Origin of the sequence: Saccharopolyspora rhizosphaerae, from assembly GCF_003931915.1 — a bacterium.
Lineage (GTDB): Bacteria > Actinomycetota > Actinomycetes > Mycobacteriales > Pseudonocardiaceae > Saccharopolyspora > Saccharopolyspora rhizosphaerae.
The window spans coordinates 65,224-80,504 of record NZ_RSAA01000002.1; the positions used below are offsets into that span (position 1 = coordinate 65,224).

A 15,281-nucleotide genomic window follows, 5' to 3' on the forward strand; every position below is an offset into this window, starting at 1 on the left:
CACCGAGCGTGCGTGAGGAGTGAGGTCGTGACGGGTTTGGACCGCCTGCGGGCCCGTGTCGGCAATGAGGACGCCCTGGTCGTGGCGTTCTCGGGCGGTGTGGACTCGGCCCTGCTGGCCGTCGTGGCGCACCAGGTGCTGGGCTCGCGGATGCTCGCGGTCACCGCGGTCTCGCCGAGCCTGGCGGCCGAGGAGCGCAAGCAGGCCAAGCGCTTCGCCCGCGAGCACGGCTTCGCCCACGTCGAGGTCTGCACCGACGAGGCCGACCGCCCCGAGTACGCCGCCAACGACGGGAACCGCTGCTACCACTGCAAGTCCGCGCTGTTCGACGCGCTGGAACCGCTGGCGGCGGCCATGGGCGCGAACATCGCGCTGGGCACCAATGTGGACGACCTCGGCGATCACCGTCCCGGCCAGCGCGCGGCGGCGCAGCGCGGTGCGGTCGCGCCGATGGTCGACGCCGAGCTGACCAAGGAGGAGGTCCGGGAGGCCAGCACCGCGCTCGGACTGTCCACTGCGGACAAGCCGGCGGCTGCCTGCCTCGCGTCGCGGGTCGCCTACGGCGATCCGGTGACCCCGGAGGTGCTGGCCCGGGTCGAGCAGGCCGAGGCCGCCATCCACGAGCTGGGCTTCCCGGTCTGCCGGGTCCGCGCGCACGGGCAGGGCACGGTGGCGCGGCTGGAGGTGCCGGCGGAGGACATCGACCGGGCCGCAGCGCACCACGCCGAGCTCGACGCCGCGGCCCGCGACGCCGGGTTCGACTTCTGCGCGCTGGACATGGCCGGGTTCTCCAGCGGCCGGATGAACGTGCTGCTGGAGCTGCTGCCCACCCGGACCGCGTCGTGAAGGGTTTCACCGACCTCGGCTACGCCCGCGTCGACACCGACCGGGAGGCCCGCCAGGGTCTGCCCGAGGTGGTCTACGGTCCGGGCAAGCGGCCGGAGGAGATCACCGGCATCGTCACCGAACTGCTGGCCCGCAGCACCGGGCCCGTGCTGGTCACGCGGGTGGAGCCCGAGGTCGCGGCGGCGGTGGACGTGCCGGGCGGCAGCTACGACGAGACGGCACGGCTGCTCGCGTGGCGTCCCGCGGCCGACCGGGGTTTCCAGGTGTGCGTGGCCACGGCCGGCACCTCGGACTGGCCGGTCGCCTCCGAAGCCGAGGCGGTCGCCTCGGCGATCGGCCTGCGCACGCACGTGGTGCGCGACGTCGGTGTGGCCGGCATCCACCGCCTGCTGGCGGCGGAGGAGGACTTGCGGCAGGCCGATGCGGTGATCGTCGTCGCGGGCATGGAAGGCGCGCTGGCCAGCGCCGTCGGCGGGCTGGTGTCCTGCCCGGTCATCGCGGTGCCGACCTCGACCGGCTACGGCGCCTCGCTGGAGGGCGTGACCGCGCTGCTGGCGATGCTCACCTCGTGCGCCGCCGGGCTGACCGTCGTCAACATCGACTCGGGTTTCTCGGCGGCGATGGCCGCGCACCGCCTGGCCGCGGTGGCACGGCGATGATCGTCTGGCTCAACCCCGCCACGGGGCTCTCCGGCGACATGCTCCTGGGCGCGCTGCTCGGGCTCGGCGCCCCGCTGGAGCGGGTGCGGGCGGCCATCGAGTCCACCGGGCTGACGGGGTGGTCGCTGAGCACCGAGCAGGTGCAGGTGGACGGGATCGCGGCGACCCGGGCGGCCGTCGCCGTCGACGACGACGCCCCGGAACGCCACGCCGCGGAGCTCATCGAGCTCGCTTCCCGAGCTCATCCGGAACCCGTTGCGGCAATGGCGGTTTCGGCCCTGGAAGCGATCGCTCGGGTGGAAGGTGCGCTGCACGACCGGGATCCGGCCGAAGTGCACCTGCACGAGGTCGGCGGACTGGACACCATCGTGGACACCGTCGGCGTGGCGGCAGCGCTGCACGCGCTGTCGGTCACCGCGGTGCACTCGGCTCCGATCACCCTGGGATCAGGCACGGTCCGCTGCGCGCACGGGGAGCTCCCCGCCCCCGCGCCCGCGACGCTGCGGCTGCTGAAGGGTGCTGCGGTGGTCGGCGCTGACCTCGCCGGGGAGACGGTGACCCCGACCGGTGCCGCGCTCGTCGCGGCCATGGGCACCCGGTTCACCCCGCCTCCGGCGATGACGCTCGGCGCGACCGCCTACGGCGCGGGCGCCAAGCGGTTCCCGCAACGCCCGAACGTGCTGTCGGCCTCGCTGGGCTCGCCGCGGTCGGAGTCCAGCACGATGGTCGTGGTGGAGTGCACCGTCGACGACGTCACCGGCGAAACGCTGGGACACGTGGTGGACAGGCTGCTCGACGCGGGTGCGGCCGACGCGTGGACGAGTCCGGCGACGATGAAGAAGTCGCGTCCGGCCCACGTCCTGCACGTGCTGTGCACCTCCGCCGCCGAGGCGGCGCTGACCGAGGTCGTCCTGGCCGAGACCGGCACCCTCGGTGTCCGCAGGCACGAGGTCCAACGCACCGCGTTGCCCAGGCACACCACGACCGTCGACGTGCGCGGGCACCAGGTCCGCGTCAAGCACGGTCCGCACCGCAGCAAACCCGAGCACGACGACGTCGCTGCTGCGGCCGACGCCCTCGGCCTCCCGCTGCGCACTGTCGCCGAACTGGCGCTGCGAGCCGTGCGCGACTGACTCACGGCCACTGCGGGCACTGCCGTGGCACGCGGGACCGCTGCGGACTCACGTCGATCGTCGTGATCACGGGTGGGACCGCGCTCGTGGCCCTCTCTTCCCCTCGGGCCCGCCGCCCTGATCGCGAGGCTGCCGCTCTCCTCGGGGCGTGCCGGACTCCGCGCCCTCATCACCACACGACACCGCCGGGAACACCGCGCCGACCCTGATCTCCTCGGAGTCGGCGACGAGGCGTGCCGACCGCGTCGGTGTCACTATCCTGGGCGCCGACGACTGGGGGCTGCATGACGGACGAGGACAAGACCGGTCGCCCGCGGCGGCGCGGGCGCCGGGCATGGCGCGTGGTCGCCGTGGTGCTGGCCGCCGTGGTGCTGGTGGGTGCCTTCGCGCTGCGCACACCGTCGCCGGTGGGGCACTGGAACTCCAAGGCAGGGCACGACGCCTTCCTGGCCGACTACCGCACGGCGTGGGAAGCGATGCCCCCACCGACCGAAACCCTCGACGTGCGAACCGGTTTCGGCGTCGTCCGCGTCTACCGGTACGAAGGCGCCGAGAACTCCCGCGCACAGCACCCACTTGTGCTGCTGCCGGGAAGGGAGTCGCCCAGCCCGATCTGGGCGGACAACATGCCTTCGCTGCTGCGGCTCGGCGACCTCTACGTCGTCGACCTGCTCGGCGAACCGGACATGAGCGTGCAGGAAGCGCCGATCGAGGACTTCGAGGACAACGCCGCCTGGCTCGACCAGACGCTGGCCGCGCTGCCCGAGGAGCGCTTCTACCTGTTGGGCCTGTCGATCGGCGGCTGGACGGCGACGAACCTCGCCACCCACCACCCCGGCCGGGTCGCCGGGCTGCTGCTGGTCGACCCCGCCTGCACCTTCGCGGCCATCCCGCTCGAGACCGCGATCCGCGCGATCCCGGCCTCGGTGCCCTGGTTGCCCAAGGCGTGGCGGGACTCCTTCGCCTCCTACACCGCCGGTGGCGCTCCCGTCGAGGACGAACCGCTCGCACGGCTGACCGAGACGGCGATGAGGACCTACACGATCAAGCTCCCGCAACCCTCGCTCATCCCGGAGGAGGAGCTGGCCGCGCTGGACGTCCCCGTGCTGGCGGTGCTGGCCGGGAAGTCGGTCATGCACGACACCGCTGCGGCAGCGCAGGTCGCCGAGCGGGTGCTGCGGGAGGGCACCGTGGTCGTCCACCCCGACGCCTCGCACGCCGTGGCCTCTGAGGAGCCCGAGGCGATCGTCGCCGAGATCGACCGCTTCGTCGCAGCCCACCAGTGACCGGCCTCAGCCGGTCAGGAGCTTGTCCGGGGTGATGGGCAGGTCCCGGACCCGGGTGCCGGTGGCGTGGTGCACCGCGTTGTCGACCGCGGCCGCCGCACCCACGATGCCGAGCTCGCCGATGCCCTTCGTGCCCATCGGGTTGACGTGCGGGTCGTCCTCGTCGACCCAGTCGACCTCGACGTCGCCGATGTCGGCGCAAGACGCGACGTGGTACTTCTCCATGTCTTGGTTGATCACGTGCCCGAAGCGGGGGTCGACGTGCGCCTGCTCGTGCAGCGCCATCGACACGCCCATCGTCATCCCGCCGAGCAGCTGCGAGGCACCGGTCTTGGCGTTGACGATGCGGCCGGCGGCGAAGATCCCGAGCATGCGCGGCACCCGCACCTCGCCGGTGTCGCGGTGCACCCGGACCTCGGCGAACTGGGCCCCGAAGCTGTGCATCGACCACTGCCCGCTGTGCGGGTTGTCCGGCGTCGCGCCCGTGACGACCGCGCCTCCTTCCGGAACGGGTTGACCTTCGGGCACCTCCTCGCGGAGCCGGCGCGCCGCGTCGACGATCGCCGACCCCCAGCAGGTGATCCCGGTCGAACCGCCGGCACCGGAGGCCCAGGGCAGGTCGGTGTCGCCGATGCTCACCGTGACCCGGTCCAGCTCGGCGCCCAGGGCGTCGGCGGCGATCTGGGTCAGCGCGGTCCAGGCACCGGTGCCGATGTCGGTCGCTCCGATCAGGACCCGGTACCGGCCGTCCGGCTGGGCGTGGATGGTCGCCTGCGTGCCGGGCATCGAGTTGACCGGGTAGGTGGAGGCGGCGACACCGGTGCCCACCAGCCACTCCCCCGCGCGGCGGGTACCCGGTGCCGGGTCGCGGTCGGCCCAGCCGAACCGGCGGGCGCCTTCGCGCAGGCAGACCACCAGGTTGCGGCTGGAGTACGGCAGGCCGCTGTCCGGGTCGGTGTCGGGTTCGTTGCGGATGCGGAACTCGATCGGGTCGAGCCCGCAGGCGATGGCCATCTCGTCCATCGCGGTCTCCAGGGCGAACATGCCCGGGCACTCGCCGGGCGCCCGCATCCAGGTCGGCACCGGGAGGTCCAGCCGTGCCAGGCGATGGGTGATCCGGCGGTTCGGCGCGGCGTACATCATGGCCGTGGGCGTGCCGGCCTGTTCGGTGAAGTCCTTGAGCCGCGCGGATTGCGCGACCACGTCGTTGCCGACGGCGGTCAGGTGCCCCTCGGCGTCGGCACCGAGCCGGATGCGCTGGATCGTCGCGGCGCGCGGGCCGACGATCGGGAAGCTCTGCTGCCGGGTGAGCACGAGCTTCACCGGGCGCGGCTGGACCCGCTGCGCCGCCAGCACGGCGGCGACCAGGTGCGCGTGCGCCGGCCCCTTGGAACCGAAACCACCACCGACGTGCGGGGCCACCACGTGCACGTTCTCCGGGTCGACGCCGAAGAGGTCGGTCAACGCGTCGCGCACCCAGTGCACGCCCTGCGTGGAGTCGTAGACGGTGAGCGCGCCCTCGGACCACACAGCGGTGGTGGCGTGCGGCTCCAGCGCGATGTGGTGCTCCTGCGGCGTGGTGTAGACGGCGTCGTGCACGACGTCCGCCCGGACCAGCGCGGCGTCGAGGTCGCCTTGTTCGCGGTCGTCGTCGGCCGCCACGAGGTCGTCCCGGTCGGCGCTCAGGTGGACGTCGTGCTCGGCCTGCTCGTACTCGACCCGAACGAGTCCCGCTGCGGCGCGGGCGCTTTCGGAGCTCTCGGCGAGCACCACGGCGATCGGTTGACCCCGGTAGCCGACGTCCGGTGATTGCAGCACCGCGAGCTCGGCGTCGTCGGTGGAGGCCAGCTCGGGTGCGTTGTGGTGGGTCACCACGTCGAGCACGCCGGGTTCCTCGAGCGCCGCGCCGGTGTCGATGCCGGTGATGCGGCCCCGCGCGATGCGGGACTGCACGAGGTGCGCGAAGACGGGGTCGTCGACGGGGTGTTCGGTGGCGTAGAGGGCGCGGCCCCGGACCTTCGCCTCGCCTTCCAAGCGGTCGACCGCGGTGCCGACGACGCGGGTGGCGGTGCTCATCGCCGCACCCCCGCCAGGTCCGACAGCGCTCCGGTGATCATGTTCCGCACCAGCTGGACCTTGAACTCGTTCCCGGGCAACGGGTCCGCTCCCTCCAGTTCTGCGTCGGCGGCGCGGCGGAACGCCTCGGCGGTGGCGGGTTCCCCGCGCAGCGCCGCTTCGGCGGTCGTGGCACGCCAGGGCTTGTGCGCGACCCCGCCGAGCGCGAGGCGCACGTCGCGGACGGCACCCTCGACGACGTCGAGCGCGGCCGCGACCGAGACCAGCGCGAACGCGAACGACGTGCGGTCGCGGGCCTTGCGGTAGCGGGAGGTGGTGGCCATCCGCAGCGGTGGTACGTCGACCGAGGTGATCAGCTCGCCGTGCTCGAGCACGGTGTCGCGCTGGGGTTCGCTGCCGGGCAACCGGTGCAGGTCGATCAGCTCGATGCTGCGCGGCCCGGCCGGCCCGACGGTGTTGACCACCGCGTCGAGCGCGACCAGCGCCACGGCCATGTCCGAGGGGTGCGTCGCCACGCAGTCGCGGGAGGCTCCGAAGATGGCGTGTTCGCGGTGGAAGCCGTCGAGCGCGGAACACCCGCTGCCGGGGTCGCGCTTGTTGCACGGCGTGCTGACGTCCTGGAAGTAGCCGCACCGGGTGCGCTGCAGCAGGTTCCCGCCGGTGGTGGCCAGGTTGCGCAGCTGAGCGGAGGCTCCGGCCAGCACCGCCTGCGACAGCACCGGGAAGCGCTCCCGCACCAGCGGGTTCGCCGCCAGCGCGCTGTTGGTCACCGAGGCCCCGATGCGCAACGTGCCGTCGTGGTCCTCGACCTGGTCGGAGGTCAGCTGCCGCACGTCGACCAGCACGTCGGGCGCGGTCACCTCCAGCTTCATCAGGTCGACGAGGTTGGTGCCGCCCGCCAGGAACTCGGCGCCGGGCGTGTCGGCGAGCGTGCTCACGGCCGCGTCGACGTCCGTGGCGCGCTGGTAGTGGAAGGGCCTCATCGGGCCACCGCCTCGCTGAGCGCGCGCACGATGTTGGCGTAGGCGCCGCAGCGGCAGATGTTGCCGCTCATCCGCTCCCGGATCTCCTCGTCGAGGTCGGTGTCGTCGGCGGTGACCGCGCTCGGTTCGCCGGCCTTCAGCTCCTCGATCGCGGCCACGGCCGAGACGACCTGGCCGGGTGTGCAGTACCCGCACTGGAAGGCGTCGTGGCGGATGAACTCGCTCTGCACCGGGTGTGGTCGGCCGTCCTCACCGAGACCGTCGGCGGTGCTCAGGTGCGCTCCGTCGTGGGCGACGGCGGGCATCAGGCAGCTGTTGACGCGCCTGCCCTCGAGCAGGACGGTGCACGCCCCGCACTGGCCGTGGTCGCAGCCCTTCTTCGGGCTGGTGATCCCGAGTCGTTCTCGCAACGCGTCGAGCACGGTCGTGCGGGTGTCGACGGTGAGCCGGTGCTCCGTTCCGTCCACGAACAGCGTGATGTCGGCGTCCACGATGCCTCCCTCGTCGTGCCTGAACCACGCGTACCCGCACACCCGCCAGCCCATGCACGTTCCACAGCCACCCGATCGGTCCGCTGTTCGACGCGGAGCAGTGCGGTCCTCATCGACCGGCGCACCTCAGCCGGTCCAGGAGCACGGCGGTGTCGGTGCCCCACCACTGCGGCACCCCGTCCGCCCGACCCAGCGATCCGAGCACCCGGTGACCCACCACCCGATCACCGCCCTGATCCGCCGCCTGATCACCCGGTCCCCAGAGCCCGAGGGCTCCGAACGCGGGCCGGCTCCTACCACCCGGGACACTCCCGGAAAGCTCATCGACCCACCAGAGGCCCGCTCGTCGACTTCCGTCACCCCGGTGACCCACCACCCGATCACCGCCCTGATCCGCCGCCTGATCACCGCGGTACCGCGCGCGCCACGACGGCCCGTGCTCGCGACAACGGCAGCGTCCGCCGACAGGGAAACGCGCCTCGTCTGCGCCCGGTCCTCGGGGTCGCGACTACCCCGGTACCCGACCGGGTCATCCGTTCCCGTCACCGGGGGCTCCGTGCCCCTCCTCCCCCGAGTCCCGTTCGACGGAGCGAACCGGCGTGTCCGGAAGCCCGGGTGTTCGATCAATGCAGGTCGCGCCACGGGTCGGACTTCTGAGCGAGCCTGCGGGCCATGTTGGCCAGCCCGTAGGAGCGCGGGTGCACCCGGCCGAGCTCGTCGAGATCGAGCGGGGTGGCCGCCGGCGCACCCGAGCGAGCTCGCAGCGAGTAGGGCGCGATCATGGTCTGCCCGTAGGCGTTGCGGTTGATGTCGAGGAAGATCCGGTCGCCGCGCTTGTTCTTGCGCTGCTCGGTGGTCAGCCGGTCCGGGTCGTCGTGCGCCGCTCGCTCGGCGAGGTCGCGCATCTGCGAGCGCACCTCCTCGAAGCCCAGTTCGCCGTCGAGCGGCCCCGCGATGTGGAAACCCTTGCCGCCGGTCGCCTGGAGGTGCGGCGCGAACCCGGAGTCGGTGAACAGCCGGCACAACCCCCGCACCACGGTCCGCAGCTCGGCGATGTCGGTGTCCTCCGGCGGGTCGACGTCGAGCACCGCCAGCACCGGACGCTCCAGGTCCTCTACAGTGGACAGTGCGATGTGGAACTCCAGGCACGCCTGGTCGGCGAGGTAGAGCAGCGCGTCCTCGCTGTCGAGCAGCACGTGGTGCACCGGGGACCCGCCACCGCGTTGCGGCACCGACGCCCGCGGGATCCAGTCCGGGAAGTGGCTCGACGCCTCCTTCTGGAAGAACCCTCCCGCGTCGATGCCGTCCGGGAAGCGCCGCAGCGTCACGGGTTTGTCCCGCGCGTGCGCGAGGAGCGGTTCGGAAACCGACCGGTAGTAGTCGAACACGTCTTGCTTCCGGAAAGCATCTTGCGGGTAGAGCACCTTGTCCGGGTTGGACGGTGCGTCCTGGTTCAGCGGCATGACCCCGTCGTACCCGGGCCGCGAGGTGCCCAACCACCTGGTCGTGAGCGGCGTTCGCAGCACATCGTTAAAACGTTCGGGTGACAACGGGAACCGTTGGCCGTTGGATTTGTTCCTATGGGCTGTAAGGGACTGCGCCGAACGCCGACCAGTGGAGAACCACGATGCAGCAACACGTCCACGCAGAACTCATCGGCGGCCCGGAGGACGGGCGATCGTTCATCATCCCCGCGGTCGACGCGGACTTACCCATGGGCGAGTTCGCCTTCCCCTCCCCCCGCGACGGAGAAGCACCCTGCTCGCCCTACGCCCGCTACAACCGGCGCGACCAGCGCCCCGACGGGGTCTGGCGCTACCAGTACGCCGGAGAGCAGAGCGTCGCGACGTAGGGGTTGCTTCGCGTGAGGGTGCAGGGGCAGGAGCTGGGCGCCTCGACTCCGCGCGCCGCTCTCGAGGCAGGTCGGTAGCGGCGTCCCGGCGAACTCGCCGCGAAGCCGCTCAGAACCCGGGCCGGTGCCGGTTGGGCCCCACACCTGGCGCAGCGGCTCCTCCGCGATCCGCAGGCTGGGAGCGTCGGTGACGTGTGCGAAGCTGCGGCCATGCGCATCGCCACCTGGAACGTCAACTCGGTCGGGGCCCGGCTGCCCAAGCTGCTGGACTGGCTGGGCACGGCCGAACCGGACGTGGTGTGCCTCCAGGAGATCAAGTGCGCCGAGGACGACTTCCCGTACGACGAGGTCGGCGAGCTCGGTTACGAAGTCGCCGCGCACGGGACCGGCCGGTGGAACGGCGTTGCCGTCCTCTCCCGCGTCGGGGTGACCGAGGTCCGGCGGGGGCTGCTCGACCAGCCCGGCTTCCTGGCCGAAGGCTCCCTGTTCGAAGCTCCGGAACCCCGCGCCATCGCCGCGACCTGCGGTGGCGTCCGCGTCTGGTCGGTCTACGTGCCCAACGGCCGCGAGGTCGGCCACGCCCACTACGAGTACAAGCTGCGGTGGCTGGACGCGCTGCGCGCCACCGCCGTCGAGGAGCTGGCCGGCGACCGCCCGTGGGCGGTGCTGGGCGACTTCAACATCGCTCCCGAAGACCGCGACGTGTGGGACATCGCCGCTTTCGACGGCTCCACCCACGTCACCGCCGAGGAGCGCAAGGCGCTCACCGCGCTCAAGGGCGCCGGCCTGACCGAGGTCTACCCGCGGGCGTTGAAGTACGACGTACCGTTCACCTACTGGGACTACCGGGCGCTGCGGTTCCCCCACAACCAGGGCATGCGCATCGACCTCGTCTACGGCAACGCTTCGCTCACCGGCCGGGTCACCGACGCCTACGTCGACCGCAACGCGCGCAAGGGCAAGGGCACCTCCGACCACGCGCCGGTGGTCGTCGACCTCGCCTCGAGCTGACCGCTGCGTTCGTGATCACCTCCGCGCTCCCGGCCCGTCCGGGGCGTTATGTTGCGGACGAACCACCGGCGGGAGGAGCCCCCACGTGTCCGATTCGCTCTGCCACCGCACGGCCGGTGAGCTGGTCGCGCTGATCCGCACGCGCGAAGCCTCGGCGCGTGAGGTGGTGCAGGTCCACCTCGAGCAGATCGAGCGGCTCAACCCCGAGGTCAACGCCCTCGTCTCGGTCGACCCCGAGCGGGCGCTGGCGGCCGCGGCCGAGGCCGACGAGCGGCTCGCCTCGGGCGCCGAGGTCGGGCCGCTGCACGGCCTGCCGATCGCGCACAAGGACACCCACGACACCGCGGGCATCCGCACCACCTACGGTTCGCCGCTGCTGGCCGACAACGTCCCCGACCGCGACGAGCTGGTCGTCGAACGGCTCAAGGCGGCCGGCACTGTCGTGGTGGGCAAGACGAACGTCCCGGAGTTCGCAGCCGGGTCGCACACCTTCAACCCCGTCTTCGGCACCACCGCCAACCCGTACGCGCGGGACCGCTCCGCGGGCGGCAGCAGCGGTGGAGCGGCAGCCGCCCTGGCCTGCCGGATGCAGCCGTTGGCCGACGGCAGCGACATGGGCGGATCGCTGCGCAACCCGGCTTCGTTCAACAACGTCGTGGGGCTGCGCCCCGCACCCGGCCGGGTGCCGACCTGGCCGGACGCCGCGGCGTGGTCGACCCTGTCGGTGCAGGGACCGATGGCGCGCACGGTCTCCGACGCGGCGCTGATGCTCTCGGTGATCGCCGGCCCCGACGACCGCAGCCCCCTCTCCATCAGCGAGCCCGGGTCGGTCTTCGACGGGCCGCTGGACTCGGACCTCAGCGGCCTGCGGGTGGCGTTCTCGCTGGACCTGGGCGGCGACCTGGTGGTCGACCCGCAGGTGCGGGCGGTGCTGGAGCCGACCGCGCAGGTGCTCGCCGACCTCGGCGGCGCGGTCGAGGAGGCGTGGCCGGACCTCACCGGCGCCGACGAGGTCTTCCGCACGCTGCGGGCCTGGCAGTTCGAGCTGGCGCTCGGTGAGCTCCGCGACGCCCACCCCGAGCGGATCAAGCCGAGCCTGCGCGACAACATCGACGCCGGACGTGCGCTGACCGGCGCCGACGTCGGCCGCGCCGAACGGCTGCACACCGAGCTGTACCACCGCGTGCGCGAGTTCTTCACCCGGTACGACGTGCTCGCGCTCCCCGTCAGCCAGGTTCCGCCGTTCGACGTCGAGCTGGAGTTCCCGACCGAGATCGGGGGTGTCGCCATGTCCTCCTACCTGGACTGGATGCGCTCGGCGTACTGGATCTCGGCGACCGGGTGCCCGGCGATCTCCGTCCCCGCCGGGTTCACGCCCGAGGGCCTGCCCGTCGGCCTCCAGCTCGTCGGCCCGCACCGGTCCGAGCGCAGGCTGCTGGAGATCGCCCACGCCTTCGAACACGCCACCCAGCACGTCACCACCCTCCCCGCAGTGGCGACCCGTTAGGCCCGTTCGGGCGTGCTCCGCGTGCCGGTGCCGGTCGCAGAACCTGACGGCTCCGTGGACTCCGCGCCCCTGCCGCGCACAGACGCGGCGTCCTGGCGTCCTCACCACGAAGCCGCTCAGCACCTGCGGCAGTGCCGTCCGACTCCCCACTTCGAACCCTCGCGCGAAGTTCGACCGGGAACTTCCGGCGTCGAACCTCGCGCGAAGTTCGACGGACAGACACCCCGCCCGGGAGCGGGGGCCCGGTGCAGCGGGCCCGCCGCACCCCGAGCAGGTCCTGGCGCACGCACCGCCGCGCGGAGCGACCACCCTCACCCAGACTCACTCCCGGTCGGGGGAGGTGGCGTGGTCGTAGTAGCCGAGCACGCCGGTGGCGCCGTGCAGGGCGAAGCCGGCCTCGGGTGTGGCGGGATCGCCTGCGGTCTCGACGACGCGACGCATCGTGGTGGTGACGAGCTCGTCGAGGGCTCGCCACCGTCCTGCCGGGTCGTCGGGCGGGGTGGCGTCCTCGGCGAAGTCCGCGGCGCACCGGTCGAGCCCTTCGCGCAGCAGCCGCACCTGCTTGAGGAACCCGGCCTGACCCCACCCGGGGACGAGCTCGTCGGCGTGCGAGACCAGCAGCCCGGCCATGTGGGTGATGTCCTCGACGTGGTCACCGAGCCACTTGCGCCGGCGGTGGATCGAGCCCAGCTGCGGCCACCGCTTCCGCGCGGCCTGCCGGGTCCGGCCGGTCACCGCGCTCAGGTCGGCCAGGCTCGCCCCGAGCCACACGCTCTCGGCCGCCGCCGACTCGGTGTGCTGCGCGGCGGCCTCGGCCACCAGCTCCTCGACGTCCAGCGCGACACGGAGCCGCGCGAGCGAGTCCACCCGCCGCCACCGCTCGTCGCCGTAGTCCGAGCCCTTCTCGCCGGGGTCGGCGACTTCGACGGTCATCTCCCCGGCCAACCGCTCGACGAGCCGAACGGCTTCCTCCTCCACCATGACGACGACCTCCTCCTGTGAACCTGAGGTTCACACTACCACTGTGAACCTCAGGTTCACAGATTCGAAGCTCGAATCGCCACTCGAACTTCGCGCGAACGTCGACCCCCGCCCGCGCCGGAGTGCACGCGCCCCCGCTGCTACCAGCGCCGATGCGCCAGCGACACGACACCGAGCCGCCGTTCGCCGCAGTGCGGGCGGAGTCATCAGCCCGGCGGTACCCCTCCAGCCTCGGCCGGTGGGCGTTTCGCGTGGGATCGCATCGCATGTCCGCACTCGAGAGTCCTCTGTGGACGGCATGGCGGTGAATCTTCGTGGCTGACGGGTGGAACGAGACGCCCATCGGCTTGCTTCCGGTGGTGAACACAGGTTTACTCATCGGGTGAACACGAGTTCACGCCTCGAGCAAGGAGTCTGATGAGCGCCGCCCGGTCCGCTTCGTCCGCTACGCGCAGTTCGAAAGTCGTCATCTTCGTGCTCGCCTCGTGCGGCATCGCGGTGTCGCTGATGCAGACCCTCGTCGTCCCGCTCCTGCCCGAGTTCCCGCACCTGCTGCACACCACCGCCGCCAACGCCGGATGGCTGGTCACCGCACCGCTGGTCGCCGGAGCGGTCTGCGCGCCGGTCACCGGGCGGCTCGGCGACATGTACGGCAAACGCCGGATGCTGCTGTTGTCGCTGGCCACGATGGCGGTGGGCAGCGCGATCGGCGCCGTCAGCGACGAGTTCGCCGCGGTGCTGGTCGGCCGCGTGCTGCAGGGCGCCGCGGTCGGCGTGGTGCCGCTGGGCATGAGCATCATGCGCGACGAGCTGCCCGAGGAGGAGGTCGGCTCGGGCGTGGCACTGATGAGCGCCACCCTGGGCATCGGCGGCGCGGTCGGGCTCCCCCTCACCGGCGTCGTCGCCCAGGAGCTCAACTGGCACTGGTTGTTCGCCGGCGCGATGGTCTTCGCCCTGGTCGAGATCGCCCTGATCCTCAAGGTGGTGCCCGAGTCGTCGCTGCGGACCGGCGGGAAGTTCGACCTGCTCGGCGCGCTGGGCCTGTCGGTGGCGCTGACCTGCCTGCTCCTGGCGATCTCCAAGGGCAACGAGTGGGGTTGGTCGAGCGCGCTGGTGCTGGTACTGCTCGCCGTGTCGGCGGTCGTGCTGCTGCTGTGGGGCGCCTACGAGCTGCGCACCCGCGCCCCGCTGGTGGACCTGCGGGTCTCCGCCCGCCCGACGGTGCTGCTGACCAACATCGCGTCGGTGCTGGTGGGCATCGCCATGTTCACCGGTTTCCTGGTCGGCTCGCAGCTCCTGCAAGCACCGCCGGCCACCGGCTACGGCTACGGCTTGTCGCTGGTGGTGGCGGGTCTGGTGCTGCTGCCGATCGGCGCTGCCATGGGCCTGTTCTCCCCGGTCTCGGCCCGGATCTCGCGCCGCTGCGGGCCGCGCACCACGCTGATCATCGGCGCCTGCGTCCTCATGCTCGGCAACCTCGGCGGTGCGCTGCTGCACGGCCCGCTGCCGGTGGTGATCATGAACCTGACCATCGGTTCCATCGGCGGCGCGCTCGCCTACGGCGCGCTGCCGACTCTGATCATGCGCTCGGTCCCCGACACGGAGACCGCCGCGGCCAACGCGCTCAACAGCCTCGCCCGCTCGATCGGCACCTCCAGCTGCAGCGCGATCGTGGTCGCGCTCACCACCGGTTCCCTGGTGCACGTCGCCGGCGGGACCTACCCGTCGGTCAGCGCCTACTCCGCGGTGTTCGCGGTCGCGGGCGGGGCGGCCCTGGTGGCCGCACTGATCGCCGCGGCGACGCCGGGACCGGCTCGGTACGAGGCTGTTACCCCGAGGGTGCCCGTCGCGGTGGGCGGCTCGCGCTAGCCTGAAGTGCATGACCACCGCCGGGTCGATCGAGGAGCAGCGCCGCGACGCGTGCGCCACGCGGGAATCCATCCTGAAGGCGGCCAGACGCCGCTTCTCCTCGTGCGGTTACGCCGACGTGACCTTGCGCGACATCGCGGCGGACGCCGAGGTCAGCGCCGCGCTGGTGGTCAAGTACTTCGGCAGCAAGGAAGACTTGTTCGCGCAGGCCTCGGGTTTCGAGCACGACGCGGAGAAGCTCCTCGACTGCGAACTTCCCCGCCTCGGCGAGCACCTCGTGCGCACGTTGCTGGACTACCACGAGCGCACCCAGGGAGACCCGCTGGTGCGCGCGGTGTTCACCTCGTCGCGCCCGGCCGGCGGGAGGTTCCGCGACAACTTCGAGTCCCAGCTGGTCACCCGCCTCGCGGAACGGCTCAGCGGACCGCGGGCCCGGCTCCGCGCGGAGCTGGTGTGCAGCCACCTCATGGGGCTCGGCGCCGCCCGCCTGGTGCTGCGCACCAAGGCGATCAGCGCCGAACCCACCGAAGAGCTGGTCGCCCTCACGGCCCCGCTGATCCAGAACTGGATCGACAACCCGCTCTGAG

General features: G+C 72.2%; 14 protein-coding genes. 9 read left to right on the plus strand and 5 right to left on the minus strand.

Annotated elements, in window-relative coordinates; all coding sequences use genetic code 11:
• Window positions 1-27: 27 nt before the first annotated feature.
• From larE to EIL87_RS02665, 4 genes are all read left to right on the plus strand, one after another.
• A complete protein-coding gene (gene larE, locus EIL87_RS02650; protein ID WP_233575972.1) occupies window positions 28-846 on the plus strand; it encodes an ATP-dependent sacrificial sulfur transferase LarE in 819 nt (272 codons plus the stop codon).
• The gene (gene larB, locus EIL87_RS02655) at window positions 843-1,505 is read left to right on the plus strand and encodes a nickel pincer cofactor biosynthesis protein LarB (RefSeq protein ID WP_125088527.1); all 663 of its coding nucleotides are present in this window, start codon (window positions 843-845) and stop codon (window positions 1,503-1,505) included. The genes larE and larB overlap by 4 nt, the downstream gene beginning before the upstream one ends.
• Window positions 1,502-2,638, plus strand: coding sequence for a nickel pincer cofactor biosynthesis protein LarC (gene larC, locus EIL87_RS02660; RefSeq protein WP_125088528.1), 1,137 nt, complete (start codon window positions 1,502-1,504; stop codon window positions 2,636-2,638). The genes larB and larC overlap by 4 nt, the downstream gene beginning before the upstream one ends.
• A gap of 284 nt (window positions 2,639-2,922) precedes the next feature.
• Complete coding sequence (locus tag EIL87_RS02665; RefSeq protein WP_125088529.1) at window positions 2,923-3,924, plus strand: alpha/beta fold hydrolase; 1,002 nt, start codon at window positions 2,923-2,925, stop codon at window positions 3,922-3,924.
• A 6-nt stretch (window positions 3,925-3,930) separates the two neighbouring features.
• Here the strand turns inward: EIL87_RS02665 and EIL87_RS02670 are convergent, their stop codons facing one another.
• The 4 genes from EIL87_RS02670 to ligD all read right to left on the minus strand — a co-directional run bounded on the left by EIL87_RS02670 (window position 3,931) and on the right by ligD (window position 8,937).
• Complete coding sequence (locus tag EIL87_RS02670) at window positions 3,931-6,000, minus strand: xanthine dehydrogenase family protein molybdopterin-binding subunit (RefSeq protein WP_125088530.1); 2,070 nt, start codon at window positions 5,998-6,000, stop codon at window positions 3,931-3,933.
• Window positions 5,997-6,983 (minus strand): FAD binding domain-containing protein, encoded by a 987-nt coding sequence (locus tag EIL87_RS02675; protein WP_125088531.1) that lies wholly within the window; start codon window positions 6,981-6,983, stop codon window positions 5,997-5,999. Before EIL87_RS02675 ends, EIL87_RS02670 begins: the two co-directional genes overlap by 4 nt.
• Entirely contained in the window at window positions 6,980-7,474 is a 495-nt protein-coding gene (locus EIL87_RS02680; RefSeq protein WP_125088644.1) for a 2Fe-2S iron-sulfur cluster-binding protein, read from the minus strand. The genes EIL87_RS02675 and EIL87_RS02680 overlap by 4 nt, the downstream gene beginning before the upstream one ends.
• Window positions 7,475-8,097: 623 nt before the next feature.
• Window positions 8,098-8,937: a non-homologous end-joining DNA ligase gene (gene ligD / locus EIL87_RS02685; protein WP_125088532.1), complete on the minus strand. Its 840-nt coding sequence runs from the start codon at window positions 8,935-8,937 to the stop codon at window positions 8,098-8,100.
• 164 nt (window positions 8,938-9,101) lie between these two features.
• On the opposite strand from ligD, the gene EIL87_RS02690 reads away from it, so the two are divergent.
• The 3 genes from EIL87_RS02690 (at window position 9,102) to EIL87_RS02700 (ending at window position 11,844) form a co-directional block, all read left to right on the plus strand.
• Window positions 9,102-9,326, plus strand: a complete 225-nt coding sequence (locus tag EIL87_RS02690; RefSeq protein WP_125088533.1) for a hypothetical protein — start codon at window positions 9,102-9,104, stop codon at window positions 9,324-9,326.
• A gap of 210 nt (window positions 9,327-9,536) precedes the next feature.
• On the plus strand, window positions 9,537-10,337 hold the full coding sequence (locus EIL87_RS02695) for an exodeoxyribonuclease III (RefSeq protein WP_125088645.1): 801 nt from the start codon (window positions 9,537-9,539) through the stop codon (window positions 10,335-10,337).
• Window positions 10,338-10,422: 85 nt separating this feature from the next.
• Window positions 10,423-11,844 carry an amidase gene (locus tag EIL87_RS02700; RefSeq protein WP_125088534.1) on the plus strand — a complete coding sequence of 474 codons (1,422 nt, stop codon included), beginning with the start codon at window positions 10,423-10,425 and terminating at the stop codon, window positions 11,842-11,844.
• A 321-nt stretch (window positions 11,845-12,165) separates the two neighbouring features.
• Here the strand turns inward: EIL87_RS02700 and EIL87_RS02705 are convergent, their stop codons facing one another.
• The gene (locus EIL87_RS02705; RefSeq protein ID WP_125088535.1) at window positions 12,166-12,825 is read right to left on the minus strand and encodes a hypothetical protein; all 660 of its coding nucleotides are present in this window, start codon (window positions 12,823-12,825) and stop codon (window positions 12,166-12,168) included.
• A gap of 417 nt (window positions 12,826-13,242) precedes the next feature.
• Between EIL87_RS02705 and EIL87_RS02710 the strand changes: the two genes are divergently transcribed.
• The gene (locus EIL87_RS02710) at window positions 13,243-14,694 is read left to right on the plus strand and encodes an MFS transporter (protein WP_125088536.1); all 1,452 of its coding nucleotides are present in this window, start codon (window positions 13,243-13,245) and stop codon (window positions 14,692-14,694) included.
• 10 nt (window positions 14,695-14,704) lie between these two features.
• Window positions 14,705-15,280: a TetR/AcrR family transcriptional regulator gene (locus EIL87_RS02715; protein WP_125088537.1), complete on the plus strand. Its 576-nt coding sequence runs from the start codon at window positions 14,705-14,707 to the stop codon at window positions 15,278-15,280.
• Window position 15,281: the final 1 nt, after the last annotated feature.

Excerpts from the sequence above, each read along its gene's own strand:
- larC (WP_125088528.1), top strand. The coding sequence starts at position 1,502 with ATGATCGTCTGGCTCAACCCCGCCACGGGGCTCTCCGGCGACATGCTC.
- EIL87_RS02665 (WP_125088529.1), top strand. The coding sequence starts at position 2,923 with ATGACGGACGAGGACAAGACCGGTCGCCCGCGGCGGCGCGGGCGCCGG.
- EIL87_RS02670 (WP_125088530.1), bottom strand. The coding sequence starts at position 6,000 with ATGAGCACCGCCACCCGCGTCGTCGGCACCGCGGTCGACCGCTTGGAA.
- EIL87_RS02675 (WP_125088531.1), bottom strand. The coding sequence starts at position 6,983 with ATGAGGCCCTTCCACTACCAGCGCGCCACGGACGTCGACGCGGCCGTG.
- ligD (WP_125088532.1), bottom strand. The coding sequence starts at position 8,937 with ATGCCGCTGAACCAGGACGCACCGTCCAACCCGGACAAGGTGCTCTAC.
- EIL87_RS02690 (WP_125088533.1), top strand. The coding sequence starts at position 9,102 with ATGCAGCAACACGTCCACGCAGAACTCATCGGCGGCCCGGAGGACGGG.
- EIL87_RS02695 (WP_125088645.1), top strand. The coding sequence starts at position 9,537 with ATGCGCATCGCCACCTGGAACGTCAACTCGGTCGGGGCCCGGCTGCCC.
- EIL87_RS02705 (WP_125088535.1), bottom strand. The coding sequence starts at position 12,825 with ATGGTGGAGGAGGAAGCCGTTCGGCTCGTCGAGCGGTTGGCCGGGGAG.
- EIL87_RS02710 (WP_125088536.1), top strand. The coding sequence starts at position 13,243 with ATGAGCGCCGCCCGGTCCGCTTCGTCCGCTACGCGCAGTTCGAAAGTC.
- EIL87_RS02715 (WP_125088537.1), top strand. The coding sequence starts at position 14,705 with ATGACCACCGCCGGGTCGATCGAGGAGCAGCGCCGCGACGCGTGCGCC.